The sequence below is a fragment of the Mycobacterium sp. E796 genome (assembly GCF_001672815.1).
Lineage (GTDB): Bacteria > Actinomycetota > Actinomycetes > Mycobacteriales > Mycobacteriaceae > Mycobacterium.
Genome location: NZ_LZKK01000335.1, coordinates 1 through 25,299 on the forward strand (window position 1 = coordinate 1; position 25,299 = coordinate 25,299).

At 64.4% G+C, this 25,299-nt stretch carries 26 protein-coding genes and 2 pseudogenes; 18 read left to right on the plus strand and 10 right to left on the minus strand.

Going from position 1 to position 25,299, the window contains the following annotated elements:
* Positions 1 to 315: 315 nt before the first annotated feature.
* Together A5706_RS33295 and A5706_RS27250 are read left to right on the plus strand one after the other, a co-directional pair.
* Positions 316 to 525 carry a hypothetical protein gene (locus tag A5706_RS33295; RefSeq protein ID WP_156767368.1) on the plus strand — a complete coding sequence of 70 codons (210 nt, stop codon included), beginning with the start codon at positions 316 to 318 and terminating at the stop codon, positions 523 to 525.
* Positions 526 to 599: 74 nt separating this feature from the next.
* Complete coding sequence (locus A5706_RS27250) at positions 600 to 1,040, plus strand: thioesterase family protein (protein WP_231985433.1); 441 nt, start codon at positions 600 to 602, stop codon at positions 1,038 to 1,040.
* A 44-nt stretch (positions 1,041 to 1,084) separates the two neighbouring features.
* Here A5706_RS27250 and A5706_RS27255 read toward each other — a convergent pair whose 3' ends face one another.
* The 3 genes and pseudogenes from A5706_RS27255 to A5706_RS27265 all read right to left on the minus strand — a co-directional run bounded on the left by A5706_RS27255 (position 1,085) and on the right by A5706_RS27265 (position 4,380).
* Positions 1,085 to 1,948 (minus strand): SDR family oxidoreductase, encoded by an 864-nt coding sequence (locus A5706_RS27255; protein ID WP_068138133.1) that lies wholly within the window; start codon positions 1,946 to 1,948, stop codon positions 1,085 to 1,087.
* Positions 1,949 to 1,958: 10 nt separating this feature from the next.
* Positions 1,959 to 2,755: pseudogene (locus A5706_RS27260) on the minus strand (SDR family oxidoreductase).
* Positions 2,755 to 4,380: an NAD(P)/FAD-dependent oxidoreductase gene (locus A5706_RS27265; protein WP_068138134.1), complete on the minus strand. Its 1,626-nt coding sequence runs from the start codon at positions 4,378 to 4,380 to the stop codon at positions 2,755 to 2,757. The pseudogene A5706_RS27260 and the gene A5706_RS27265 overlap by 1 nt, the downstream one beginning before the upstream one ends.
* 230 nt (positions 4,381 to 4,610) lie before the next feature.
* On the opposite strand from A5706_RS27265, the gene A5706_RS35360 reads away from it, so the two are divergent.
* Together A5706_RS35360 and A5706_RS27280 are read left to right on the plus strand one after the other, a co-directional pair.
* Complete coding sequence (locus A5706_RS35360; RefSeq protein ID WP_082964681.1) at positions 4,611 to 5,060, plus strand: SDR family NAD(P)-dependent oxidoreductase; 450 nt, start codon at positions 4,611 to 4,613, stop codon at positions 5,058 to 5,060.
* Positions 5,057 to 5,836 (plus strand): hypothetical protein, encoded by a 780-nt coding sequence (locus A5706_RS27280; RefSeq protein ID WP_068138135.1) that lies wholly within the window; start codon positions 5,057 to 5,059, stop codon positions 5,834 to 5,836. The genes A5706_RS35360 and A5706_RS27280 overlap by 4 nt, the downstream gene beginning before the upstream one ends.
* A gap of 23 nt (positions 5,837 to 5,859) precedes the next feature.
* On the opposite strand, the gene A5706_RS27285 is transcribed toward A5706_RS27280, so the two are convergent.
* The 7 genes and pseudogenes from A5706_RS27285 to A5706_RS27315 all read right to left on the minus strand — a co-directional run bounded on the left by A5706_RS27285 (position 5,860) and on the right by A5706_RS27315 (position 11,495).
* Positions 5,860 to 6,747, minus strand: coding sequence for an alpha/beta fold hydrolase (locus A5706_RS27285; RefSeq protein ID WP_197518005.1), 888 nt, complete (start codon positions 6,745 to 6,747; stop codon positions 5,860 to 5,862).
* Between the two features lie 93 nt (positions 6,748 to 6,840).
* On the minus strand, positions 6,841 to 7,899 hold the full coding sequence (gene dmpG, locus A5706_RS27290; RefSeq protein WP_068138136.1) for a 4-hydroxy-2-oxovalerate aldolase: 1,059 nt from the start codon (positions 7,897 to 7,899) through the stop codon (positions 6,841 to 6,843).
* The gene (locus tag A5706_RS27295; RefSeq protein WP_068138138.1) at positions 7,896 to 8,816 is read right to left on the minus strand and encodes an acetaldehyde dehydrogenase (acetylating); all 921 of its coding nucleotides are present in this window, start codon (positions 8,814 to 8,816) and stop codon (positions 7,896 to 7,898) included. Before A5706_RS27295 ends, dmpG begins: the two co-directional genes overlap by 4 nt.
* 11 nt (positions 8,817 to 8,827) lie before the next feature.
* Positions 8,828 to 9,613: a 2-keto-4-pentenoate hydratase gene (locus A5706_RS27300; protein ID WP_068138142.1), complete on the minus strand. Its 786-nt coding sequence runs from the start codon at positions 9,611 to 9,613 to the stop codon at positions 8,828 to 8,830.
* A pseudogene (locus tag A5706_RS27305) lies at positions 9,606 to 9,983 on the minus strand (enoyl-CoA hydratase-related protein); the annotation flags it as partial. The pseudogene A5706_RS27305 and the gene A5706_RS27300, both read right to left, overlap by 8 nt.
* 167 nt (positions 9,984 to 10,150) lie before the next feature.
* Positions 10,151 to 10,555 (minus strand): hypothetical protein, encoded by a 405-nt coding sequence (locus A5706_RS27310; RefSeq protein WP_068138286.1) that lies wholly within the window; start codon positions 10,553 to 10,555, stop codon positions 10,151 to 10,153.
* A 133-nt stretch (positions 10,556 to 10,688) separates the two neighbouring features.
* Positions 10,689 to 11,495: an SDR family NAD(P)-dependent oxidoreductase gene (locus A5706_RS27315; protein WP_068138289.1), complete on the minus strand. Its 807-nt coding sequence runs from the start codon at positions 11,493 to 11,495 to the stop codon at positions 10,689 to 10,691.
* 344 nt (positions 11,496 to 11,839) lie between these two features.
* On the opposite strand from A5706_RS27315, the gene A5706_RS27320 reads away from it, so the two are divergent.
* The 14 genes from A5706_RS27320 to A5706_RS27385 all read left to right on the plus strand — a co-directional run bounded on the left by A5706_RS27320 (position 11,840) and on the right by A5706_RS27385 (position 25,297).
* Positions 11,840 to 12,583 carry an ABC transporter permease gene (locus tag A5706_RS27320; protein ID WP_068138145.1) on the plus strand — a complete coding sequence of 248 codons (744 nt, stop codon included), beginning with the start codon at positions 11,840 to 11,842 and terminating at the stop codon, positions 12,581 to 12,583.
* Positions 12,584 to 13,435: an ABC transporter permease gene (locus A5706_RS27325; RefSeq protein ID WP_068138148.1), complete on the plus strand. Its 852-nt coding sequence runs from the start codon at positions 12,584 to 12,586 to the stop codon at positions 13,433 to 13,435. It abuts the gene before it with no gap.
* Between the two features lie 12 nt (positions 13,436 to 13,447).
* Positions 13,448 to 14,635 carry an MCE family protein gene (locus A5706_RS27330; protein ID WP_068138150.1) on the plus strand — a complete coding sequence of 396 codons (1,188 nt, stop codon included), beginning with the start codon at positions 13,448 to 13,450 and terminating at the stop codon, positions 14,633 to 14,635.
* Complete coding sequence (locus A5706_RS27335) at positions 14,632 to 15,657, plus strand: MCE family protein (RefSeq protein ID WP_068138153.1); 1,026 nt, start codon at positions 14,632 to 14,634, stop codon at positions 15,655 to 15,657. The genes A5706_RS27330 and A5706_RS27335 overlap by 4 nt, the downstream gene beginning before the upstream one ends.
* On the plus strand, positions 15,657 to 16,736 hold the full coding sequence (locus A5706_RS27340; protein ID WP_068138292.1) for an MCE family protein: 1,080 nt from the start codon (positions 15,657 to 15,659) through the stop codon (positions 16,734 to 16,736). Before A5706_RS27335 ends, A5706_RS27340 begins: the two co-directional genes overlap by 1 nt.
* Positions 16,736 to 18,220 (plus strand): MCE family protein, encoded by a 1,485-nt coding sequence (locus tag A5706_RS27345; protein WP_068138158.1) that lies wholly within the window; start codon positions 16,736 to 16,738, stop codon positions 18,218 to 18,220. Before A5706_RS27340 ends, A5706_RS27345 begins: the two co-directional genes overlap by 1 nt.
* Positions 18,217 to 19,458: an MCE family protein gene (locus tag A5706_RS27350; protein ID WP_068138161.1), complete on the plus strand. Its 1,242-nt coding sequence runs from the start codon at positions 18,217 to 18,219 to the stop codon at positions 19,456 to 19,458. Before A5706_RS27345 ends, A5706_RS27350 begins: the two co-directional genes overlap by 4 nt.
* Positions 19,458 to 21,062: an MCE family protein gene (locus A5706_RS27355; protein ID WP_068138164.1), complete on the plus strand. Its 1,605-nt coding sequence runs from the start codon at positions 19,458 to 19,460 to the stop codon at positions 21,060 to 21,062. The genes A5706_RS27350 and A5706_RS27355 overlap by 1 nt, the downstream gene beginning before the upstream one ends.
* 53 nt (positions 21,063 to 21,115) lie before the next feature.
* A complete protein-coding gene (locus A5706_RS27360; protein ID WP_068138166.1) occupies positions 21,116 to 21,631 on the plus strand; it encodes a hypothetical protein in 516 nt (171 codons plus the stop codon).
* 74 nt (positions 21,632 to 21,705) lie between these two features.
* Positions 21,706 to 22,083 carry a hypothetical protein gene (locus A5706_RS27365; protein ID WP_068138168.1) on the plus strand — a complete coding sequence of 126 codons (378 nt, stop codon included), beginning with the start codon at positions 21,706 to 21,708 and terminating at the stop codon, positions 22,081 to 22,083.
* A 17-nt stretch (positions 22,084 to 22,100) separates the two neighbouring features.
* A complete protein-coding gene (locus tag A5706_RS27370) occupies positions 22,101 to 22,538 on the plus strand; it encodes a hypothetical protein (RefSeq protein ID WP_369831964.1) in 438 nt (145 codons plus the stop codon).
* Positions 22,539 to 22,696: 158 nt separating this feature from the next.
* Entirely contained in the window at positions 22,697 to 23,542 is an 846-nt protein-coding gene (locus tag A5706_RS27375) for a hypothetical protein (RefSeq protein WP_082964686.1), read from the plus strand.
* Positions 23,539 to 24,177 carry a twin-arginine translocation pathway signal gene (locus A5706_RS27380; protein WP_231985434.1) on the plus strand — a complete coding sequence of 213 codons (639 nt, stop codon included), beginning with the start codon at positions 23,539 to 23,541 and terminating at the stop codon, positions 24,175 to 24,177. Before A5706_RS27375 ends, A5706_RS27380 begins: the two co-directional genes overlap by 4 nt.
* A gap of 238 nt (positions 24,178 to 24,415) precedes the next feature.
* Positions 24,416 to 25,297: a TIGR03854 family LLM class F420-dependent oxidoreductase gene (locus tag A5706_RS27385; protein ID WP_068138173.1), complete on the plus strand. Its 882-nt coding sequence runs from the start codon at positions 24,416 to 24,418 to the stop codon at positions 25,295 to 25,297.
* Positions 25,298 to 25,299 lie beyond the last annotated feature (2 nt).

Below are 25,299 nucleotides of genomic sequence, written 5' to 3' on the forward strand. Positions count from 1 at the left end.
ATCCGCTCGGCTTCGGCGGCCTGGTCGCGCAACTGGTCGGCCATGGCCACAACCTGATCAAGTACCCGCTCGCTCATGCTTATCGCCCCTTTACATCCGTTGGCGCACTCATGGTGTATCTCAGCGGGTGGCGATCGTGAACATGATCCCGGTGAGCGGACGCAATTGTGGCGTTCGGGAATTGAGACGCGCGAGATCACCGCCAAGCGAGAAGCCACGGCACACCTGAAGGGCGGTCGTAGACGACGATTCCGGCGTCCGGTGACCGGGAAAGCGCCGAGTGCAGAGCACACGACTTCGCTACCGTGAGGGCCCGTGAACAGAGCCAGCGAACCACACACCGAAGTGGGCGCGGATCGGCGCCACTGCCGCGCGCCGATCCATGTCAGCGGTCAGTTCGCGCGCTATGAGTGGCCTGCTGGCGCCCTGCAGCGCGGTCGCGATCAGCGACAGTGGACCAGCATGTACGCCCGGCTCATCGGGTTCGTCGCGGTTGCCGGCCCGGGTGCTGTCGGGGTTTGCTGACTGCGATGCCGTCAGAACACCACCCGCCCCAGGCCGCTCAGATTTCCCAATTGCCTTGTGCGGTAGAGCGGAACGTGGACAGCAGTCACATCGATGCCAACGGGCACATGAACGTGGTGCATTACCTGGATTTCGGGTCAGCCGCAGCCGATGTTCTGGTGCGCGGGATCGGGATTGACGACATCTACCGGGCCGAGCGGCGGCTGGGTGTTTTTACCGCCGAGCATCACTTGCGCTATTACAGCGAGCTCGTCGAGCACGATGTGGTCGATGTGCACGCCCGGGTCCTGGACAGTTCAGCCCGTGTGGTGCACATGATGTCATTTCTGGTAAATCGTTCCCGCCAGCAACTGGCGGGAACGCTGGAGATCGTGCTTGTCCATGTCGATCTCGACGATCGCCGCCCGGTCGCGATGCCTGCTGATGTCGCAACTGGCTTCGCCGAGCACAGCGCCTACTCCTCGACGCTGAAGTGGGCGGCACCGGTCTGCGGCGCGATGGGCATACGACGCTGAGAACTCTGGCGGCCGTGGCTGCGGTGACCACCAATGCGCGGCCCTCAGCCCTGGCATCGCCTACCTTCAAATGTGTACAGCCGCCACAGATGCCGGGCCAGCCCGACGGCGGGGACCCGTTGCGGCCAGTCGTCGGCGCGCAGATATGCGTCAGATCCGCCGTCGACGAAAAGAACGCTGCCACAGAGAAAATCCGCAGCATCGGACAGCATGAAGATCATCCAGTCCGCTAACTGGGCGGGGTCGGCGAACGCGCCGACTGGCAGCGGGAAGGAACGGACGGCCTTGGCTTCACGGGGTGTGGCCAACTGCCGCTGCAGCAGCGGTGTCATCACCGCCCCGGGGGCAATCGCGTTAAGCCGAATACCCGAGCCGGCCCATGCCGGTGTGACCGCGGTGCGCCGCACCCAGCGTGATACCGCGATCTTGGATGCGCCGTAGGCCATGGCGGGGGCGACCGACCAAAACATCCGCACCGCTCGGTGGGCCTTGACGACATCGTGATTCAGCAGCGCCCGCACGGCGCGCGAGGGCACGGCGGGCATCGTAGTCGTCGAATTGCTGCTTACAACAACAACCTTCGCATTGCCGGCAGCCGCGAGGGCCGGTCGCCAGGCCTGGGCCAATTCGACCACACCAAGGTAATTCACCGCCAGGATCCGGTGTGCGCTGTCCGGGCCTCGGGTAGGGCCCAGGCCTGCGGCCAGTACCGCGCCATCGAGTCGACCACCAGCGGCGGCCGATACCGCATTGGCCGCCGCTAGGCGTCCCTGCGGGGTGGACAGATCAGCGATGACCTCGGCATCGGCAAGGTCAACACCGATCACGCGGTGGTCGGCCGCCCGCAATTTCTGTGCGACGGCATGTCCCATGCCCGAGGCTGCTCCGGTCACCGCATAAACGCCCACGTTTCTCGCCTTAAGTCTTCGCCAATAGTCCGGCGTCGACGACGAGCTGCGTGCCGGTGATGTAGCGGGCTTGGTCGGAGGCTAAGAACACCACGGCGTTAGCGATGTCGACGGGTTCGAGCCGCGGCACCGCAAGCAGGTTACGACCGGTGAGCACCTCAGCGGCGTCGGCTGCCGTCGGATGGTCCGGATCGGGTCGCAGGCGTTTGAAGGTAGTCTCATTGAGCACCATCGCGGCCCCAACAGCGCCTCGGTGCACCGTGCTGACCCGGACGCCTTGCGGTCCCAGCTCGTTGGCGAGGGTGCGGGCCAGCCCGACCACCGCATGCGTGCTGACGGTGTAATGGGCGGTGTTGGCCGTGCCGCGAATACCGTTGGTAGAGCTGATGATCACGATCGATCCGCCATCGTCGCCAAGGTGCCGCACGGCGGCATTGCGTTGTGCCAGGCACCGGTCAAATTGACGTCCAATGTGCGCTGCCGGCTCTCAGCGGTGATCCCCCACGTCGGGGCGCTATCCGTATGAATTCCCGCGTTGGCGATTACGATGTCGAGGCGCCCCAGCTCGGCGACGCCTGCATCCATCGCGGCCGCCAGTGCCGTGAAGTCGCCGACATCGGCCAGACCGGTTGCCACACGGCGGCCGCGCTGGCGCACAGCGGCGGTCTGCTCGAGGTCGGCGTCCGCTGCGGACACATCCAGCGCGATGATGTCGGCGCCCTGGTCGGCCAACCGCTCGCAGTGACAACGTCCGGTGCCCCGCCCGGCGCCGGTCACCAATGCCACGCGGCCGTGCAGCGCCGACATCACACCGCCTTGATCAGAGTGAAGCCCTTGTACCCGGCGTCAGCGATCTCGTTGCAGATGTCCAGGTAGACCCCGAATCCGCCGATGAAAAGCATGAACACCCGAGGCTTGCCCGGCACGTTTGCGCCCAAATACCAGGAGTTCGCCTTGGTGAACAGCGTGGCGTCGGCCCGACGAGCGCACTCGGCGACCCAGTCGTCGACGGAGGCGGGGGTCGCCTCGATGGCCGCGTAGCCGTGATCGTCGAGATAGGCGATGCAGTCGGCAATCCAATTCACATGTGCCTCGGCGTGCAACACCATATTGGCCAGCACCGCGGGAGAACCTGGACCGCACACCAGGAATAAGTTGGGGAAGCCGTCGACGCCCAGTCCCAGGTAACTGCGCGGCCCATTGCTCCAGCTCTCGCGCAGCCGCGCGCCGCCCCGGCCGACGATGTCGATTTTGGACAGTGCACCGGTCATCGCGTCGAAACCGGTTGCGAGCACGATCATGTCCAGGTCGTAATGTGCGTCGGTGGTGTTGATCCCGGTGGCGTCGACGGAGACGATCGGTGTGTTGCGCACGCTGACCAGTTTCACGTTCGAGCGGTTAAATGTCTCAAAGTAGTTGGTGTCGGTACAGATCCGCTTCGTACCGATCGGATGGTCGGTGGGGATCAGCAGGTCGGCCAACGCTGGATCCTCGATGATCGCGCGCACCTTCTCCTCATAGAACTTGCGCGCTTCCTCGTTGGCCGCGGGGTCGATCATCTGATCGGTGAAGGTCTTGGAAAACAACACTCCGCCCAGATCCCAACGCCGTTGAAACGCTGCGCGACGTTCCTCGGGCGTGGCCTGCATCGTCAGCTTCGGATGGGCGACGTGGGGTGAGCCGCCTGAACTGTGCCAGGACAGCCGACGCCGTTCGGCGTAGTTAGCCTTCACCGCCGCGCGGTCTTCGTCGGTGAGCGGCCGATTGCCCGCGGGCACACTGTAATTTGGGGTTCGTTGGAACACGTAGAGTTGCGATGCCGCCTCGGCGATGATCGGGATGGATTGGATGCCGGAGGACCCCGTCCCGATCACCGCGACACGTTTGCCCGCAAAATCCACCGTCTCATCGGGCCACGCGGCGGTGTGGTGGATCGCGCCCGTGAAAGTTTCCAGGCCGGGGATAGGTGGCGTCATCGCGGCCGACAGCGGACCTGTGGCCATCAGACAAAACCGGGCCTTGACGTGTTCGCCCGTCGCGGTGCTCACCGTCCAACGCAGCTGCTCCTCGTCGAACACTGCGGATGTCACTCGGGTATTCAGCGCGATGTCTGTGCGCAAGTCCAACTTGTCGGCGACCCAGTTGATGTAGCGGAGGATCTCAGCCTGGGTGGCGTACTTTTCGGACCAGTCCCATTCCTGTTGGAGTTCTTCGGAAAACGAGTAGCAGTAGTCAACGCTTTCGACATCACAGCGCGCGCCGGGGTAACGGTTGAAATACCAGGTGCCACCGATGTCAGGTCCGGCCTCTAACACTTTGGCCGTCAGCCCGTTGGACCGCAGCTTGTGCAGCGCGTAGAGGCCGGCGAAGCCGGCGCCGACGATCGCCACGTCGATGTCTTGACTCAACCGCTCATCATTGCCGGTGCCCACGGATGCCGAGGGTAGGTGCTGGGTGGTACCACTCCATCTAGACGTCCCGGTGACCGGACACCGGGTTGATAACCTCCCGACCACCGGAAGCCCTGGTGTCAGGTTTAGATGACCTGTCCATCATGAGCTCCATGTCAGGAGCCGGAGAACATCGCGTCAGCGTGCGCAGCGATGTCGAGGCGGCCACGGTCGATGCCGAGCTGGACGGTGACCAACAATAGGAGGACGGCATGGCTGATCTAGCTAAATATGGACCATGGGCCGTGATCGCCGGCGGCTCGGAGGGCGTCGGCGCCGAATTTGCGCAGCAATTGGCGAGTGGCGGCTGCAACCTGGTGCTGATTGCGCGCAAGCCGGGGCCACTCGAAGCGACAGCCCGGAAGTGCCGTGAGATTGGTGCGGAGGTCCGTGCTTTGGCGCTGGATCTGACTGATCCGCAGTCGACTGCGCCAATCATTGCCGAGACCGCTGGCGAATCCCTCGTGCTCGGTCGCGCCGGCGCGGGCTACCGCGTATGGCGCGCTACGGCAAACCATTTCGAGCTGCAGCGGATCGATGCCCGATGGCGACCCAGCAAACGCACAAGCCGCGTCCTGGATGGTCAACCCGGCGCGCACGCCCTATTGAGGCGCGGACTCGCGGGTGCGGCAGCGCCGGCCTTGGATGAGGCCGCGGCGTGAGGGGTTGCCCGCTAACCTTCTTTTCGTTTGTCGCGCTGGATGATCCCGAGCCCGAGCTGCATCGCCGCTATAACGCATGGCATCAACTCGACCATCGACCGGAGAACCTGGCGCTACCGGGCGTCGCCTGGGGTGATCGGTGGGCGCGCACGGCCGAGTGCCGCGTCACCTCGGTCGCCGATGCGGAACTGGCCGATACGGATTACGTCGCTATGTACTGGTTCCGCAACCCCGTCAGGCAAGCAGTACGCGAATGGGAACAGTTGGGCGTGGACTCGTTTGAGTGGGGTCGGGGCCCGATGATTCCGGGTGTGCGCCGGACGTTGTTGGCGTTCTTCCGGCCGGTCAAGGGATACGCGGCGGCGTCCTCGTTGGTATCGCCCGCTGTGATCCCATATCGCCCCAACCGCGGGTTGCACCTGACGATGACTAGGTTCGCCGATCCGCTCGGCGCGGATACACACGAGAGTCACCGTTGGGAAGACCGCATCCTCATCCCGGAACTCCTTGACATCCCGGGAGTGGCTGGGGCGTGGACCTTTTCACTGGTCCGCCATCAGGACGACGGCCTAGGGCTTCGGCGTTCCGGCGCCGCGGATGCCCGAGGCGCACTGCGTATCCGCCTCCTCTATCTCGACGACGATCCGGTCGCCACCTCCCTGCGAGTGCGCGACGATATCCACGCGGCCGAAGCAAAGCGGCCGGATTCAGCTGTCTCCGGAGAGGTCATGATCAGCACACCACTGCAGACGATCATCCCGTGGCAGGACTGGTGATCTGAGACATAATCGGCGCCGGTTCATCCGCTGGGCCGCGAAAGGAATGCCAGCACAGTGCTTTCGAACGCGTCCTTGGCCTCGATCATGGACCAGTGGCCCGAGTTGGGGAAGATGTGCAATTCGGCGTTCGGAATGGTGCGCATCGGGATGAGCGCCATGTCGGGCGGGCTCACCCTATCGTCGCGGCCCCAGGTCAGCAGGGTGGGTGCGGTGAGCTTGTGCATGCTCGCCCAGGGCAGGGGCTGGTCAGAGGCGTTCATCGCGGCGTTCATCGCGGCGAACGCCGCCTTGCCGTACATCCGTCGCGCGGCGGCCAGGGTGTCGGGGTTGGTGGCCAGCTCCCAGCGTTCCTCGATCAGCTGCTCGGTGACCAGAGCCTGGTCATAGACCATCGACTTGAGCCAGTCGACGAGCCGCTGCCGGGTGGGGTCCTCGACGAATTCCTGCAGCAGCCGAATGCCTTCGCTGGGGCTGGGGCTGAAGATGTTGGTGCCGATCCCGCCGATAGTCACCAGTCGGCCGACGCGGCCGGGGTTGTGGATGGCGAAGTTGATGCCGACGCCGCCACCCATCGAGTTGCCGACGATGTGCACCTTCTCGAGGCCCAACGCATCCAAGAACGGCGCGACGGTGCCGAAGGCGGTGACCATCGGATGGCCGCCGAAGTCGTCGCTGACCCCGAAGCCGGGGAATTCCAGGATCAGGCATCGGTAGTGGGCGGCGAAGGTGGGCAGCACGCCGCGGAAGTTGCGCCATCCGGTGACGCCGGGCCCTGACCCGTGCAGGAACAGCAGCGTCGGCGCCGAATCGGGGCCGACGCTGTCGTAGTAGCGCAAAACGCCCTTTTCGGTGCTGATTTCACGCAGGTCGTGTTCGGTGAGCGTGCTCAGCTCTGAAGCGCGGGTCACGGGTCAGACTGTGCCACGTCGCCTCGACGAAATGGAAACGGTGTTCCACTGATCGGGCTTTGGATGGCCAAGCAGCCTGTGCGAAGCGGCGGGTCAGCGCGCGCGGGCGCCGCCGCTTTCTTGCTCGCGTTTGATTTCCAGGGCGATGTCGATGAGCTGGTCTTCCTGGCCGCCGATGAGCTTGCGTTGGCCGGCGCGGTGTAGCAGCGCGTGGGCGGGCACGCCGTAGCGTTCGGCCTGGCGCACGGCGTGTTTGAGGAAGCTGGAGTAGACACCCGAGTAGCCCATGATCAGGGCGTTGCGGTCCAGTACGCATTCGGCCGGCATGGCCGGGCGCACGACGTCCTCGGCGGCGTCGGCGATGTCGAAGAAGTCGATGCCGGTCTTCACGCCGATCTTGTCGAACACCCCGATCAGGGCCTCGACCGGCGCGTTGCCCGCACCGGCCCCGAACCGGCGGCACGAGCCGTCGATCTGCTTGGCCCCGGCGCGCACGGCCTCCACCGAGTTGGCCACCCCCAGGCCGAGGTTTTCATGACCGTGGAAACCGACCTGGGCGTCATCGCCCAGCTCGGCGACCAGCGCACCCACCCGCTCACGCACCCCTTCGAGGACCAACGCCCCGGCCGAGTCGACCACATAGACGCACTGGCATCCGGCGTCAGCCATGATGCGCGCCTGGACGGCCAGCTTCTCCGGGGAGATGGTGTGCGACATCATCAAAAAGCCGACCGTTTCCAGACCCAACTCACGGGCCAACCCGAAGTGCTGGATCGACACATCGGCCTCGGTGCAATGCGTCGCGATCCGACAGATCGACCCGCCGTTGTCCTGGGCTTCCTTGATGTCCTCTTTGGTGCCCACCCCGGGCAGCATCAAGAACGCGATCTTGGCCTCTTTGGCCGTCTCGGCCGCGAGCTTGATCAGCTCCTGCTCGGGGGTCTTGGACAACCCGTAGTTCAAGCTCGAGCCGCCCAGCCCATCACCGTGGGTCACCTCGATCACCGGCACGCCCGCGGCGTCCAGCGCGGCCACGATCGCGCCCACCTCGTCCGTGGTGAACTGGTGGCGCTTGTGGTGCGACCCGTCCCGCAGCGAGGTGTCGGTCATCCGCACGTCCCAGATCGGGTCGAAGAAAATGTCAGCACTCATGCCTGCGCTCCTCCCGTCGTCGCCGACAGGGACTCCTTGGCGATCTCCTCACCGACCTTGGTGGCCGCCGCGGTCATGATGTCCAGGTTGCCCGCATACGGCGGCAGATAATCCCCGGCACCCTCGACCTCGACGAAGGTGGTGACCAAGGCCTGCCCGCCCGAGTTGAGCGACGGGTCGTCGAACTGCGGCTCGTTGAGCAGCCGGTAGCCCGGCACATAGGTCTGCACCTCGGCCACCACATCATGGATGGACGCCGCGATCGCGTCGCGGTCGGCGTCCTCGGGAATGGCGCAGAAAATGGTGTCGCGCATGATCATCGGCGGATCAGCAGGGTTCAGGATGATGATCGCCTTACCGCGTGTCGCGCCGCCGATGGTCTGCACACCCCGGCTGGTGGTCTTGGTGAACTCATCGATGTTCGCCCGCGTCCCCGGACCCGCGGACACCGAAGCCACCGACGCGACAATCTCCGCGTACGGCACCTCCACCACCCGAGACACCGCGTACACGATCGGGATCGTCGCCTGCCCGCCACAGGTGATCATGTTCACATTGGGCGCCTCGAGGTGCGCACGCAGGTTCGCCGGCGGGATCACCGCCGGGCCCACCGCGGCCGGCGTCAGGTCGATCGCCCGAATGCCCGCAGCCTCATATTTCGGCGCCGCGTCCCGATGCACATACGCACTGGTCGCCTCGAACACCAGATCGGGTTTCTCCGGCTGCGCCAGCAACCAGTCCACCCCCTCGTGGGTGGTCTCGAGGCCCAGCCTGCGGGCCCGCGCCAACCCCTCGCTTTCCGGATCGATGCCCACCATCCAGCGCGGCTCCAGCCAGTCCGATCGCAGCAGCTTGTACAGCAGATCGGTACTGATATTCCCCGACCCGACAATGGCCACAGTCTTTTTCGCGGGCATGGCTACTTCCTTTACTCGAACGACAAACGGACGGGGCCAAGACCCGTGAAGTCGGCGACGAACTCGTCACCGGCGCGCGCATCGATCGCCCGCGTGCACGATCCCGGTAACACGATGTCACCTTTTCGCAGCCGCACCCCGAAACTTTCCACCTTGCGGGACAACCACGCGACCGCCGTGACGGGGTTGCCCAGCACGGCGTCGCTGCGACCCTCGGCGATCACCTCGCCGTTGCGGGTCAGCACCGCATCGATCGCCTTGACGTCGACGTTCGCCGGCGACACCCTCGCCTGCCCGAGCACGAACCCCGCCGAGGAGGCGTTGTCGGCGATGGTGTCACACAGCGCGATCTTCCAATCGATGATGCGGGTATCGATCAGCTCGATCGACGGCACCAGCGCCTCGGTGGCCGCCAGCACGTCGTCCTCAGTACACCCGGCGCCGGGCAGGTCGTCGGACAAGATGAAACCGACCTCCACCTCCACCCGCGGATACAGGTAACGACCCGCCTTGACCGGGACGTCCTCGAACACCTGCATCTCGTCGAGCAAGTGGCCATAATCCGGCTCGTCGACCCCCATCATCTGCTGCATCGCCACCGACGACAGGCCCACTTTGTGGCCCACCACCCGGGCCCCCTCGGCCACGCGCTGACGGATATTGATCAGCTGAATCTCATACGCGTCGACCACATCGATGTCCGGGTAACCGGCCGTCAACGGTGTGATGGGCTCACGGCTGCGCTCGGCCTGCGCCAAGGAAGCGGCTAGTCCGAAGCGTATTTCGTTGCTAAGCACTGGAAGTGGGTTCCTGTCCGCGCGGCGGTGCGGCCATAGCCTTGGCGTCCATTCCGCTGAGTGAACCGACACCGATTTCGGCGTTGTGGGCGCGCGCGAAGTGATGCAGCCCGAAGACGGCATCCATCCCGTTGCGCAATCCCATGTGGTCTTCGCATTGGTTGACCGCTCGCTTGGCCAGCGGGAGACCAAAGGGCGGCATCGCGGCGACACGTGTCGCCAGACTGAGGGTTTCGTTCCTGTGCAGTGAGCGAGGGACGACTTGGTTCACCATTCCGACCTGATAAGCGCGCTGGGCGTTGAACCTGTCGCCGGTGTGAAGGATCTCTTTGGCAAACCGCGTCCCCAGTACCCAGGGGTGTGCAAAGTATCTGGTGTGTCCATCGTGATGCCTTCCCTAATCCCGCATTCCAATGTCGACCATCATGGGAGTGGCTGATCGGCACGGGGTTGGTCGGTGTCCGCACACCGGGAGTCATCTCGATCACACACGTGGGTCGCGTCCGGTGGGCGAAGGGTCGGCGTCGAATCTGTGATCTACATCCGCACCAGCGTGAAGGGGTACGTGTTGGTCCCGCCGGGTGAACCGTTGCAGCCCGACGCGAATGAGGAGTCCAACGAACCCACTAGGGTGGTGGCATCCCACGAGTAGGTGTCGTGGGTGGCGATGACGGGGCCGTAATAGATGTCACCACAACGCAGGCCGTCGGGAACGTCGACAGTCAAGGTATAGCGGCCGTCGGCGAACTGCGCGGCACCGTTGTACTCGAACGCCTTGGCAACGGGTTGGGGTATGGCGTGCACACCGACACAGTTACCGTCGCACCGCGAAATTGCCCAAATCCAGGTGTGGAAGTCATATCTGCCGGTGATGAGTAGTTGGTAATTGCCGGTCGGCATCGCGGCGCGGGCCACCGGCGTCAGTGACAACGCGGCCAGCATCAGCGAGAGACTCAACGTGAGGGCCTTCACCTTCACTCCGTTCAGATCAGGGGAGTAGTCGGAACCTGCTGCGCGGCGGCGCAACCGGGGGCAATGTTCAGAAGGCGACGTTTTTATTCCGCGACGATGGAGCTCACATGTGTGACCCGCCGTCGACGCGGACCTCGGTGCCTGTGATGAAGTAGGCGTCGGGGCATCCGAGCATGGCCACCACGGCGGCGACTGCGTCCGGCTTGGCGAAGACCGCGCCGCCCGGCTGCGCCAGCACCGGTTGGACCTTGCCGAATAACGCAAAGTCGGCGTCGGCGGGTAGTCCGGGCCCCACACTTTGCTTGGATTCGCCCGTGCCGTCGGTCATTCCCGAGGAGATCGACCCTGGCTGCACGCAGTTGAATCGGATGCCCTCTTTGCTGAACTCCATGGCCAGCGCATGGGTCATCGCCTGGATGCCACCTTTGGATGCTGCATAGGCACACATGTAGGGGTGTGCGAAGGCCGCCGAGGTGGAGCTGAAGTTGACTACCGCCGGACCGACGCCGCGACGCAACGCCGGGATAGCTTCGCGGATCATCAGGAAAGTGCCGATGAGATTGATCCGGATCACCTGCTCGAAGTCGGCCACCGTCGTCTGCAGGAGGTGGCCTGAGCGCAGGATCCCCGCCGCATTAACCAACGTATCGAGCCCGCCGAGTGTGGCGATCGCGCTCGTGAGCGCGTCGCGCACGGACTGCTCGGCGCCGATATCGACAATCAACGTCGTGAGTCGATCGCCGTAAGCGTCGGCTTTGGCCAGCGTGTCCTTTAACCCGGATTCACTGATGTCTGCGGCGACCACCCTTCCGCCCTCGTCGAGGACACGAAGAACGGTTGCCTGTCCGATCCCCGACCCGCCTCCGGTAACCAGGACCCGCCGATTCGTATATCTCTGCTGACTGTTCACACGCGGATCCTGCGCCGCGAACTTTGAAATGTCAGGTGTGTGTCCCGGTGGGTGGTCCTTCGAGTGGCGCACGACGCTTTCGATGGCACCGAGGCCACGCTGAAGCCCGGGCACGCTGCGGCGATGGATAAGCCTCCCGGTGGGCGGGACATCCTGTGGTCTAGATCTCACCCGACTGAGAGGGTGCTGCTCGACGCAGCCGGGATCGGAGTGGTTGAAAACATCCACCCCTGGCTGCAGCGACCGCTGTTGACGATTCGGAGGAGCCAGAGCCCGTGGTCAGTAAGGTGCCAGCGCCTTGGTCTGCGGGGCTTCCGCTGTTCGGCACGAGGCTGGCGGCGCCGATGCAGGCCATCGGCGGCTTGGTCGCGATGGCCGCTGACGCCGCAAAGTTCGCCCTCCGCAAGCCATTTCAGTGGCGCGAGCTTTTGGACCAGTCGTGGTTCGTCGCACGGGTATCGCTGATGCCCACACTGCTGGTCGCCATCCCGTTCACCGTGCTGGTCAGCTTCACCCTGAACATCCTGCTGCGCGAACTGGGCGCCGCCGACTTATCCGGCGCCGGTGCGGCTTTCGGCGCGGTCACCCAAGTTGGCCCCCTGGTCACGGTGCTGATCGTGGCTGGCGCGGGCGCCACAGCGATGTGTGCAGACCTGGGTTCACGCACCATCCGCGAGGAGATCGACGCGCTGGAGGTGTTGGGCATCAATCCGGTTCAGCGGCTGGTGACACCGCGCATGTTGGCCTCGGGCCTGGTGGCACTGCTGCTCAACAGCCTGGTCTGCATCATCGGCATCCTGGGCGGCTATTTCTTCTCGGTGTTCGTGCAGGACGTCAATCCCGGCGCATTCGCCGCCGGAATCACCTTGCTCACGGGGGTTCCCGAACTGATCATTTCGTCGGTCAAGGCGCTGCTGTTCGGTCTGGTCGCCGGGCTGGTCGCCTGCTATCGCGGGCTGACGATCAGCGGCGGCGGCGCCAAGGCGGTGGGCAACGCGGTCAACGAAACGGTGGTGTACGCGTTCATGTCGTTGTTTGTCATCAACGTCGTGGTGACCGCGATCGGTATCCAGATGACGGCGAAGTAGATGGGCGTGACGCTTCGAACGGCCTACCCTAGCCTGGTCCGTGAGATCAACCGACCCGTTACCGCACTGGGCGCTGTCGGCGACCATGTCTTGTTTTACGCAAAGGCGATCGCCGGGGCCCGGTTCGCAGCCATCCACTATCGGCGAGAGATCGTGCGGCTGATCGCCGAAATCAGCATGGGTGCAGGGACATTGGCGATGATCGGCGGCACAGTCGTCATCGTCGGATTTCTCACGCTGGCCACGGGAGGGACGCTGGCCATTCAGGGGTACAGCTCGCTGGGCAACATCGGTATCGAGGCGCTGACCGGGTTTTTGGCTGCATTCATCAACGTCCGTATCTCGGCACCCATTGTTGCCGGCATCGGCTTGGCCGCCACCTTCGGCGCCGGGGTGACCGCGCAGCTGGGCGCGATGCGGATCAACGAGGAAATCGATGCGCTGGAAACCATGGCGATCCGGCCCGTTTCCTACCTGGTCAGCACCCGCATCATCGCCGGGATGCTCGCGATCACCCCGCTCTACTCAATAGCGGTCATCTTGTCATTCGTGGCCAGCCAATTCACCACCGTGGTCGTGATGGGGCAATCCGGAGGACTGTATAGCCACTACTTCACAACGTTTTTGAACCCCGTGGACCTGTTGTGGTCGTTTCTGCAGGCCCTGTTGATGGCCCTGGCCATCCTGTTCATCCACACCTACTACGGCTATTTCGCGAGCGGTGGACCCACCGGTGTCGGTGTTGCGGTGGGGATCGCGGTGCGCACCTCCCTGATCGTCGTCGTCTCGGTGACACTGCTGGTCTCGTTGGCGATCTATGGGGCCAACGGAAACTTCAACCTGTCGGGCTAGGGAGAAAATCCGGTGTCAACCTCAGCTCTGCGCCCGCTGCTGGGTGCGGCCGCGATCGCGGTGATCGCTGCCATCGTCGCCGGAACTGTCGTGCTCTTTCAAGGTGGCGCCGTCGAATCGGTTCCAGTCACGGTGCTTTCGCCGCGGGCAGGTCTGGTGATGAACCCCGACGCCAAGGTCAAACTGCACGGCGCACAAGTGGGTAAGGTCTCCTCGATCGACAACTTGCCTGACGGGCGGGCCGCCATTCACCTGGCGATGGATCCGTCCTCGCTGCACCTCATCCCAGCCAATACCCGTGTCGACATCGAATCGACAACGGTCTTCGGATCGAAATTCGTGCAGCTCATACCGCCGCCGGATGCGTCCCCGCAGCCGCTGAAGGCCGGCCAGGTCCTTGATTCCAGCCACGTCACCGTCGAAATCAACACGCTGTTCGAGCACTTGGTCTCGGTGCTGTCCCAAATCGAACCCGAAAAGCTCAACGAGACGCTGGGCGCACTCGCCCAGGCCTTCGCCGGGCGTGGCGACAAGCTTGGTCGCACCCTGGCCGATCTCGACACGTTGTTGACCAAGATCGATCCAAGTCTGAGCACCTTGAGCCACGAGTTCGCGATAGCTCCGCAGGTCATCGGTGCCTACGCCGACGCGGCCCCCGACCTGATCAGGACGATCCAGAATTCGACGCGGGTCAGCGACACCGTCGTCGACCGCCAACACGATCTCGACTCCGCACTCATCAGCGCGATTGCCTTGGCCGACACCGGAAACGACGTGGTGGCAACCAACGCGCAAGCGTTTACCGCAGTCCTGCATCTGCTGGTACCTACCACCGACCTGACCAATAAATACAACCAGGCGCTCACCTGCGCCCTGGCCGGCCTCAAGCCGCTGGCCACCGGCCCACCTATGCCGGTCCCCGGCGTCCTGTTGCTGGACTCGTTTCTGCTGGGCACCGAACGCTACCGCTATCCCCAAAACCTCCCCAAGGTCGCCGCGACCGGCGGCCCACAGTGTATGGGTCTACCGGACGTGGGCTTCGGGAACCGCCCGCCCTACCTCGTCACCGACATCGACGCCAATCAGGCCCAATACGGGAACCAGGGAATCCTGTTGAACTCCAACCGCCTCAAACAGATTTTGTTCGGCCCGATCGATGGCCCACCGCGTAACACCCCGCAGATCGGCATGCCCGGATGACCGGCTCGGCTGGGACCGCCCTGAAATTCGGGGCCTTCGCGCTGGTGACCGCGCTGTTGACCGCCGCGCTGTTCGCTATTCTCGGCCAGTACCGCACGGGTTCGACGTATGGCTATTCGGCGGTGTTCAGCGACGCCTCCAGCCTGAAATCTGGTGACTCGGTGCGCGCCGCAGGGATTCGCGTCGGAACGGTCAACGGCGTTTCGCTGCGACCCGACAACGCGGTGGTGGTGACGTTCGACGCCAACCGCGACGTGGCGCTCACCACCAGCACCCGGGTGGCGGTGCGCTACCTCAACCTGGTCGGTGACCGCTACCTGGACCTTCTGGACGCGCCCGGCTCGGCGAAGATCCAACCGCCCGGATCACAGATCCCGAAAGAGCGCACCGAGCCGGCACTCGACCTCGACCTGCTCTTGGGTGGCCTCAAACCAGTGATCCAGGGCCTCAATCCACAAGCGGTCAACGCGCTGACCAGCTCGTTGATTCAGATTCTGCAGGGCAGCAGCGGCGACGTGGAGTCGCTGTTCGCCAAAACGTCCTCCTTTTCGAATGCGTTGGCAGACAACGGTCAAGTGGTCCAGCAATTAGTCGACAACCTCAACGAAGTAATCGCCACGGTCGCCAAAGACGGCAACAAGTTCTCCGGGACCGTGGATCGCCTGGAGCGGCTCATCACCGAGTTGTCGCACGAACGTGATCCCATCGGCGACGCCATCACCGCACTCGACAAGGGAACCGCATCGCTAGGGGACCTACTCACCCAGGCCCGCCCCCCCTTGGCGGGCACCGTCGACCAACTCAATCGGTTGGCCCCGTTGCTTGACAACGACAAAGCGCGCCTGGACCTTTCGCTAAAACGGGCGCCCGAGAACTATCGCAAACTCGTCCGGCTCGGCGCCTACGGCAGCTTCATCAACCAGTACCTGTGCGGAATCTCGATCCGGGTCACAGACCTTCAAGGCCGCACCGCTGTGTTCCCGTGGATCATCCAAAATACGGGAAGATGCGGGGAGCCCTGATGCTGAAATACCACGGGTTCCAACTCATCCGGACCGGCTTCATCGGTGTCGTGCTGGTCGCGCTGATCATCATTATCGGACTCCACCCCCAACAGCTGTTGTCGATGGCCACCTCGATCCGATACCAAGCGTTGTTCACCGAGGCCGGCGGCCTGACGGCCGGCAATGACGTCCGCGTATCAGGTGTGAAAAAGGGAACGGTTTCCGACGTCGCGTTCCATCACGGAAAAGCGTTGGTGACCTTCACCCTGGAAGCCAACGTGCATCTGGGATCGCAGACCACCGCGCACATCAGGACCGGTACCCTGCTGGGGGCGCGGATGCTGGCCGTGGAGCCCGCAGGCGGCGGCACGATGCACGCCTCCGACGTCATCCCCGTCTTTCGAACATCCTCGCCCTATTCATTGACCGACGCCGTGAGCGACTTCACCGACAACACCGCCCAGACCGACACCGGTTCGCTCAACCGATCCTTGGAGACACTGACGGAGACCATCGAGCGGATCACCCCTCGCCTTGGGCCGACCTTCGACGGCCTAAGCCGGCTGTCGCAATCGTTGAACAGCAGGAACGAATCGCTGGCCAATCTACTCAAGAGCGCTGCCGACGTCACCGCGATCCTGTCGGCGCGCAGCCAGCAGGTCAACACACTGCTGCTCAACGCCAACGACCTGATGGGTGTGCTGAATCAACGCCGCTACGCGATCGTCAACCTGCTTGCCAACACCTCGGCGCTGGCCCAACAGCTAACCGGCATGGTGGCCGACAACGAAAAAGAACTGGCGCCCACATTGGCAAAGCTCAACTCGGTCACCGCGATGCTGGAAAAAAACCGTGACAACATCGCCAAGGCTATCGTCGGACTAGCGAAATACCAAGTCACCCAGGGCGAATCGGTAAACAACGGCTTCTACTACAACGCCTTCGTAGGAAACCTGATCCCGGCGCAATCCATTCAGCCATTCCTGGACTACATCTTCGGATTCCGGCGCGGCGTCAACGCGGGGCAACCACCTGACAATGCCGGCCCGCGCGCCGAATTCCCCTGGCCGCACAACGCCATTCCCGGAGGGCATTAATGAAGACGACAAGGCCGCGGCTCACCAAAGCGCTGCTGACCGTCTTGGTGGCGCTCCTCGTTGCGGGCACCGGACTCGTGGTTCGCCGGGAGTTCTTCGGACCCACGACGATTACCGCGTATTTCAGCTCGGCGACCGCCATCTATCCCGGAGACGAGGTCCGAGTCGCGGGTGTCAAAGTGGGCAGCGTCAAATCCATTGAGCCGCAAGGTACACAGGCCAAAATGATTCTCGCGGTCAATCACGGCGTGCCGATCCCGGCCGATGCCAAGGCTGTGATCATGGCCCAAAACCTTGTCGCTGCACGCTATGTACAGCTGACGCCGGCTTATGAAGCCAAGGGACCGGGAGGGCCGCGGATGCCCGACGGGGCGGTGATCGGCGCCGACCGTACCGCGGTGCCCGTCGAGTGGGATCAGGTCAAAACGCAACTGACGCGGCTGGCCACGGAGTTGGGTCCTACCCACGGCGTTTCCACCACTGCGTTGGGACACTTTATCGACAGCGCGGCCAACGCGATGGCAGGCAACGGCGACAAACTTCGCCAAACTATCGCTCAACTGTCCAAAGTCGGCCGCATCCTGGCCGGCGGCAGCGGCAACATCGCCGACATCATCAAGAACCTGCAGATTTTCGTCACCGCACTGCGCGACAGCAACGTTCAGATCGTTGAATTCCAAGACCGCCTGGCCAGCGTGACCAGCATCGTGGACGGCAACCGGTCAGATCTGGACGCGGCGTTGACCAACTTGTCATCAGCCGTCGGCGAGGTGCAGCGCTTCATCGCCGGAAGCAGAGACCAGGCCGCAGAACAGATTCAGCGGCTGGCCAATGTGACCCAGAATCTGGCCGACCACCGCATGGCGGTGGAAAATCTCCTCCACGTGGCGCCCAACGCCATCGCCAACGGCTACAACATCTACAGCCCCGACAGCGGAACCGCTCGAGGAGCCTTCGCCATGTCGAACTTCGCCAACCCGGTAACGCTGGTGTGCTCGGCCATCGGAGCGGTGAAAAACGCCACCGCGACTGAAACCGGCAAACTCTGCGCGCAGTACCTCGGCCCCGCGCTGCGCCTGATCAATTTCAACTACCTGCCCATACCGTTCAACGCCTATCTCGCCAAGTCGCCGAGCCCGGAAAACCTTGTGTATTCCGACCCGAACCTGGCTCCCGGCGGACCGGGCGGCGTGCCTGCACTGCCCACGGACCCGCCCGCCGTGTCGGCCTATACCGGTGCCGGCGACATCCCACCACCGGCGGGCTGGGATCTGCCGCCGGGTCCGCCAGGAGCCTACACACCCCACGGGTTGCCGGCAGACCCCCAGCCGGCATTGTTTCCCGGTGCCCCGATTCCCCCCGGAGTGCCCACCGCGGCGCAACCCGTGCCCGCGCCGGCCTCTCTGCAAGACATGATGGTGCCCGCCCCAGCTCAACCACCGGGTGACCCCACACCGCAACCCGCCGGCGGGACACCACGATGAGACCGCGCTCGGTGCGCCGCGCGGCGCTGATCATTTCATCGATACTGATCACCACGACCGGATGCACGTTCGACGGACTGAATTCACTGGCCTTGCCCGGCACCACCGGCCGCGGGCCGGACGCTGTGATCTACCACGTCGAAATCGCGAATGTCGGCACACTTGAGTCGAATTCGCCGGTGCTGATCAACGATGTCGTCGTCGGCAGTGTGGGCAAGATGACACTGCGGAACTGGCACGCCGACGTGGAGATCTCCGTGCGTCCTGATGCGGTCGTGCCCGCCAACGCTGTGGCCGCCGTCGGTCAGACCAGCCTGTTGGGCTCGATGCACCTGGAGCTGAACCCACCGCCGGGCGAGCCGGCGACCGGACGGCTGCAGCCCGGAGCCACCATCGGTCTGCAGCACTCATCGACCTATCCCTCCACCGAGAAGACACTGAGCTCACTATCGGTGATCGTCAACGGCGGGGGACTGGGGAAGGTCGGGAGTCTGATCAATGAGTTCAACGCAGCCTTGGGCGGTCGCGAAGACAAGATCCGCGATCTGCTCACCCATTTGAACGATTTCGTCGGGGTGCTCGATACGCAACGCGACAACATCAACGCGTCGATCACCGCGCTGAACACCATGGCGGGCACCATGGCAGAGCAAAGTGGGGTCATCACCCAAGCGCTGCAGCGCATCCCCCCGGCACTGGATGTGTTGATCAAAGAACGGCCGCGGATCACCACCGCGTTGGAGAAATTCCGGGTGTTCAGCAATACCGCCACCGGATTGATCGACGCCACCCACGCTGATCTGGTCACCAACCTGAAGAATTTGGAGCCCACCGTGCGCGCGCTCGCCGACGTTGGCCCCGACCTAGACACCATGCTCGCCTTCGTGCCGAACTACCCCTACCCGCAGAACTTCATCGATCGCGCGATCAGGGGCGACTACTTGAACGAGTTCATCACCTTCGATTTCACCATTCCCCGACTCAAGCGAGGGCTGTTGTTGGGGACCCGGTGGGGCCAGGAGGGTGCTTCGCTGGTGCCCGCGCCGGGTGACCCGTGGTACAGCACCTTCACCAAAGATCCGCTCAACGCCCCCATCACGGCTCCGCCCAACGCGGTGGCGATGCCGCCCATGGCCGGTCCGCCAGCAGCTGGCGACGCACCGGTGATCACCCCACCACGCACACCGGCGGTTCCGGCGCCGACCGATTTCGTGCCCAGAGATATGGGGGACCGCTGATGCTGACGCGTTTCGTCCGAACCCAGCTGATCATCTTCACGATCGCCTCGGTCATCGGCATGGCCGTGATGATCGTTGAATACCTGCAGGTGCCGACCCTGTTGGGCATTGGCCGCATGGCAGTCACGCTCGAGCTGTCCGGCACCGGAGGGCTCTACCAGTTTTCCAACGTGACCTACCGCGGCGTCGAGGTCGGAAAAGTCACCGAGGTACGGCCCACTCGTACCGGCGCTGTTGCCACGCTCTCGCTCACCACGTCCCCGAAGATCCCTGCGAATCTGCACGCGGCCGTGCTCAGCGTGTCGGCCGTCGGCGAACAATACGTGGACCTGCAGCCAGTCACCGCGGCGGGACCCTACCTTCACGACGGCTCGGTGATCCCCGAGGCGCGCACCTCGATCCCGCAGGCTGTCGGACCGATGTTGGACCAGATCAGCCTACTCATCGACAGCGTTCCCAAGACCAAGATCGGCGGCCTGCTCAACGAAACATTCAAGGCGTTCAACGGATCTGGATACGACTTCGGATCGCTGCTGGACTCCTCCTCACGGCTCATCGGCGACGCGAACGCGAACGCCGAACAGGGGCGGGCTCTCATCGACGACAGCGCGCCACTGCTCGACGGTCAGGCGCAATCCACCGACGCCATCCGGACCTGGGCGCACAGCCTGGCCGGCATCAGCCAACAGCTGGTCACCAATGACCCGCAGGTGAAAACCCTGCTGCACAACGCGCCCGGCGCAGCCGACGAGGCATCACGACTTTTCGAACAGGTCAAACCCACGCTACCAACCCTGTTGGCGAACCTCACCACCTTCGGACAGGTCGGAGTCACCTATCATCCCTCGCTCGAGCAACTGCTGGTGTTGCTGCCGCCCACCATCGCCTCCACCCAGTCCTACGGCGCACCGAAGAACAACCCCATCGGAATGTCGTTGGGCGACTTCACACTAACGATCGGAGATCCGCCGGCCTGCACGGTCGGATTCCTGCCCCCCTCGTCGTGGCGATCGCCGGAAGACACGTCGGTGATCGACACTCCTGACGGCTTGTACTGCAAACTGCCCCAGGATTCACCCATCGGGGTTCGCGGCGCCCGCAACTACCCGTGCATGGGACACCCCGGCAAACGCGCCCCGACCGTCGAGATCTGTGACAGCGACAAACCGTTCGAGCCGTTGGCGATCCGCCAACACGTTCTGGGTCCGTACCCGGCCGACCCGAACCTCATCGCCCAAGGCGTTCCGCCCGACGATCGGGTTAGCTTCGGAGACCAGATCTTCGGACCAGTAGAAGGCACCCCGGCGCCTCCAGCGCTCCAGGCCGGCCCCGCGCCCGGCCCACCACCGGAAGCGCCGCGGCCCAACCCGGCACCCGGACCACTACCTGCCGCCGATCCAGCAACGCCGGCCGGTCCTGAAGGCTCAGTTCCGCAGGCCGCTCCTAGTGCCTATGCATCCCACCGACCCGGGCCGTCGGTTGCCATCGCAACCTACGATCCGCGCACGGGCCGCTACGCCACTCCAGACGGCACAGTGTATCGCCAATCGGACCTGGTCGCTCACGCCGGGACGCGGTCATGGAAAGACCTTTTCCCCACATGAGCACGCACCCATCCCGGGGTCAGCGCACCACCAAAAACGTTGCGGGACATACGATGCACCCCCATTATGCGGCGGTGGGCCTGTCGATGGCGGCCGCCGCGGTCATCGCGTCATGCAACGCGATGCCGCCAGCCGCCGCAGCCGACGGGTGGGGCCTCAACGGCACCTACACCGCCACCTCGAACGGGGAATGGGCCAAAAGCAACGACATCTTCCACAACGAGACCAGCCTCCGAAGCACTTGGACCATCAGCACAACCTGCAGCTATCCCACCGAATGCACCGGCACGGTCACCAGCACCTGGGGCTGGACCGCCCCGATCTACCAAACCGGCGGTGTCTGGTACGTCAAGCACCCCGTGGACAACTGGCAACCATGCCCGGACGGAACCAGCTGGCCAGGACTCCAAGTCTTCCGTTTCGTCCCCACCAACCCCGACGGCGACACCGTCGATCCGACGTCATCCGTCCTGACCGGCGCCGACGAAACAACCGGAACCAGCGGAGCATGCGGCCGCAGCAACACATTATTCATCACCATGCCGTTCAAACTGGTCAAGACCGGATGACCCCGGTGGATCGCACCGTCCATCCAGCGGGAAATCTCGCCCGAGTCAGCGCCTTTCGTCCCTACAGTGGCGCGGTGCGATCGATCACGGCAGCCGCCGCGGCAGTGATAACTCTCGCCGCCGTGCTGCCCGCACCCGCACGCGCCGAACCTTCGGCGTGCAACGACCCCTCCTGCGTCCCCGGGATCACCGGAGGTGTCGTGCTGGGCGCCCCCTGCTCGGATACCACCCACTACGTGTTCGGCACCACCTCCTGGGGACGGCTGGTCTTCTGCGGTTCTCCGCGGCGTTACGAGCCCCGATACTTCCGTTCCCCCTCGATGCAGGGCATCAAAGACGAAAACTCCAACTGCGAGGGCTTCGAGAACTCGGTCGCGCAAGCACCTGACGGTCTGTTCCTCACCTGCCTATCGGTCAGCGGTGAACCCCGCTGGGTCCGCGGCGACACCTAAACGGACTCGAGATCAACATGAGCAACCCCACGCGCGGGCCTCGAACCGAAGCCCTGGCCGGGCTGGCGATGACCCTGCTCGGCGTGATGGCCGCAGCGGGCATCCCACCGGCACGCGCGGACGAGCCGGTGCTGCACCATGTCACCTACACCGTCACCGCGGAACGGCCCACCCACGCAGGCATCTATTTCAGGGACACCGACCCGCCCAACTGGGCCGAATACAGCCACAACCCGTACCAATTCAGCCCCAAGGCCGAGGCCGACATCGGTCCCGGCGCGCGATGGACGCGTGATGTCATGTTGACCGCCCCCGATCAGTGGGCGACGGTCACTGCCACCAGCGGGCCAGCGCCGGGCACTCCGCAGTTTCACTGCGAATTAGCCGTGGATGGGGCAATCGTCGCGACCAACAGCGGCCCTAAGGGCGCATTGTGCGCGCTGCGGCACTGGTGAACCGGCGCGCCAAGCACGCACGCGAGTGCTCACTGAGCGGGAGAGCACGTTCCAGGATCCGTGACGAGAGAGCTAGCCTCTCGTCTGCGGACCGCATCCATGCCAATCAGCCATCTGGACTGAGCCCGGGCATGCAGCGGAAACGGAAAGAGAACAGCATGTCTGGCACACATTCACCCCCCAAGCTCGACCCCGTTGACAGCGATCCCGGTGCGCTGTGGCCAACTGCTCCCAGTCTGATCGAAGAGGCCGAGGCAGCAGCAATCGAAGCTGAAGCGCTCGCCCAAGCGGCCCGCGCCCGCGTGCAGGCCATGCGCCAAGGCCAGCATGCCGGTGCCACCGAAGCCGCATCGGGGCAATCCGGTGAGGCGCCCGGTATCGACCGGGCCTCGATCGCATCCGATAACGACACCGAACCGCCCCCCGCCGCAGCCGTTGACGGGGAAGCCGCCGACGCCGCCAAGTCGGGAACCGATGAAGGCCACGAGCCGCCGGGGAGGAAGGCGCGCCGCTTCCGTCGTCCGTCACCAACGGCGGTCGCAGCATGCATCGGATTGCTATGCACCGCCGCGCTTCTGGCGACGAGTGCTGTCATGGCCCGAAACCACCACGCGGTGCTGGGCAAGCAGCAGCGTGCCGCGGAGTTCACTGCGGCGGCACGACAAGTCGTCGTCACCTTGATGTCCATTAACGCCGGCAGCGCCAAAGACGATGTCCAGCATATTCTTGATAGCTCCACCGGGCAGTTCAGAGACGAATTCAAAGGCGCAGCCGACGATTTCATCAAGGTGGCGCAAAGCGCGAAAGTCTCCACCAAAACCACCGTGCAAGCCGCCGGCGTGGAGTCCATGACCGACGACACGGCCGTCGTGCTGGTCGCCGCCAGCTCTATTCTCACCAACACCGCCGGCGCCCCAGAACAGCCGCGTTCGTGGCGGCTCAGCGTCAAACTCGCCCGAGACGCGGGGAAGATCAAGATGTCCAGCATGGAGTTCATCCCATGACCATCGGGCACGTCGAAGACCAGGACGCTACAACGGTTCACCCCGCCACGGCGAAAGTGGCAGAACAGGATTGCAGCGACACCGCTGTCGGCGATGAAGAGACACCCGCCGACCAGACGATCGATGCGCGCCGCAACTGGATACGCCGAGCGTTGTCCCGCTGGCCCTTGATCGTTATCGGGCTGCTGTTGGTCGCTGCCGCCGCCGTCACCGCCGGACTGTACTTCGGCCAATACCGACACGACCAGCAGGCCAACGACACCACCGCGAAGTCGGCAATCACCGCGGCCTCCGAAGGCACGGTCGCGATCCTCTCGTATACGCCAGACAAATTGGAAAGCGACCTCGCGGCCGCAAAATCACACTTGACCGGTGACTTCTTGACCTACTACGGCAAGTTCACCGATCAAATCGTGGCCCCCGCCGCCAAAACGAAGGCCGTCACCACCCAAGCCACGGTGAAACGGGCCGTGATCACCGAACTACACCCAGACTCCGCTCGGGTGCTGGTGTTCCTGGATCAGACCACCACGAGCAAGGACGCACCCGGGCCAGTACAGACGGCGAGTAGCGTCGTGGTCAGTCTGACCAAAGTCCATGACAAATGGCTTATTTCGGCGTTCGATCCGATCTAGACAATGCAGAACCCGATGCTAAGCACATCGGCGGACGTCAACGATTGGTGCTAGCAGCGATCAGCGCGGGCCGATGCTTCCGGCAGGTCCTCCCACAATCAGCAACGTTTACCACCGTGTCGGCCGAGTACACCCAGCCGCCGCGACACTGCAACCGTTGCGACGGCGCGCCCAGAAACGTCGCAGCCAGTTAAGTCTGGCGGGCACAAACGGGCACACCGCCGGCGTTGCGATACCTGTGAAGATTCGCTTCGGCGTCGGGCTGGGCGCCAACACCGCTCCGGACCGGCTCGCCGGCATCGTCGATCACCTGGAGAGCGGCGGTGTGGACTCGCTGTGGTTCTCCGAGCTGGTCTACTCCCCAGCGGTCGATCCGGTGGTCGGCATGGCCTACGCGCTCGCCCGCACCACCCGGTTGAAGGTGGGCACGTCGGTGGCCGTGCTGCCGGGCCGGCACCCCGTCCTGGTGGCCAAGCAGCTGGCGTCGTTGGCGGCCATCGCCCCCAAGCGGGTCCTGCCCGTCTTCGGCTTGCGCTCGGCGATCCCGGCCGAGCGCGAGGTGTTCGTGGTCCCCGACGGGGAACGCGCGGCGGTCTTCGACGAAGCGCTGCGGGTGCTGCGCGCGGCGCTGGTCGACGACTCGGCCAGCTTCAGCGGCCGGTATTTCACGGTGAGCGGGGCCGCGGTCGCTCCGCGGCCCGTCCCGCCGCTAGACATCTGGCTGGGCGGCTCAGCACCGGCGGCGTTTCGGCGCATCGGCGCGCTGGCCGACGGCTGGCTGGGCAGCTTCCTCACCCCGACCGAGGCGCGCGCGGGTCGCGAGACGATCGAACGAGCCGCAGCGGAAGCCGACCGGCAAATTGAACCCGATCACTACGGCATCTCGCTCGCCGTCGCCGACGGCGAGCTGTCCCCGGAGCTGGTGGCCGCGATCCGGCGGCGTCGTCCCGAACTCGATCCCGGCGAGCTGATCGCCGCCGACTGGGATCAGCTGCACCGCCAACTCGACGCCTACATCGACGCGGGGCTGACGAAATTCGTCATCCGGCCGGCCGGCAACGCGCCGCTGGAGGACTTCCTCGATCGATTCGCCGCCGAGTTGGTCCCCCGCCAGAACTGATC

Coding starts and splice junctions, on each gene's coding strand:
- A5706_RS27335 (WP_068138153.1), top strand. CDS start 14,632: ATGACCGGCTCGGCTGGGACCGCCCTGAAATTCGGGGCCTTCGCGCTG.
- A5706_RS27310 (WP_068138286.1), bottom strand. CDS start 10,555: ATGCTGGCCGCGTTGTCACTGACGCCGGTGGCCCGCGCCGCGATGCCG.
- A5706_RS27320 (WP_068138145.1), top strand. CDS start 11,840: ATGCAGGCCATCGGCGGCTTGGTCGCGATGGCCGCTGACGCCGCAAAG.
- A5706_RS27360 (WP_068138166.1), top strand. CDS start 21,116: ATGCACCCCCATTATGCGGCGGTGGGCCTGTCGATGGCGGCCGCCGCG.
- dmpG (WP_068138136.1), bottom strand. CDS start 7,899: ATGAGTGCTGACATTTTCTTCGACCCGATCTGGGACGTGCGGATGACC.
- A5706_RS27350 (WP_068138161.1), top strand. CDS start 18,217: ATGAGACCGCGCTCGGTGCGCCGCGCGGCGCTGATCATTTCATCGATA.
- A5706_RS27295 (WP_068138138.1), bottom strand. CDS start 8,816: ATGCCCGCGAAAAAGACTGTGGCCATTGTCGGGTCGGGGAATATCAGT.
- A5706_RS27375 (WP_082964686.1), top strand. CDS start 22,697: ATGTCTGGCACACATTCACCCCCCAAGCTCGACCCCGTTGACAGCGAT.
- A5706_RS27340 (WP_068138292.1), top strand. CDS start 15,657: ATGCTGAAATACCACGGGTTCCAACTCATCCGGACCGGCTTCATCGGT.
- A5706_RS27370 (WP_369831964.1), top strand. CDS start 22,101: ATGAGCAACCCCACGCGCGGGCCTCGAACCGAAGCCCTGGCCGGGCTG.
- A5706_RS27325 (WP_068138148.1), top strand. CDS start 12,584: ATGGGCGTGACGCTTCGAACGGCCTACCCTAGCCTGGTCCGTGAGATC.
- A5706_RS27380 (WP_231985434.1), top strand. CDS start 23,539: ATGACCATCGGGCACGTCGAAGACCAGGACGCTACAACGGTTCACCCC.
- A5706_RS27355 (WP_068138164.1), top strand. CDS start 19,458: ATGCTGACGCGTTTCGTCCGAACCCAGCTGATCATCTTCACGATCGCC.
- A5706_RS27345 (WP_068138158.1), top strand. CDS start 16,736: ATGAAGACGACAAGGCCGCGGCTCACCAAAGCGCTGCTGACCGTCTTG.
- A5706_RS35360 (WP_082964681.1), top strand. CDS start 4,611: ATGGCTGATCTAGCTAAATATGGACCATGGGCCGTGATCGCCGGCGGC.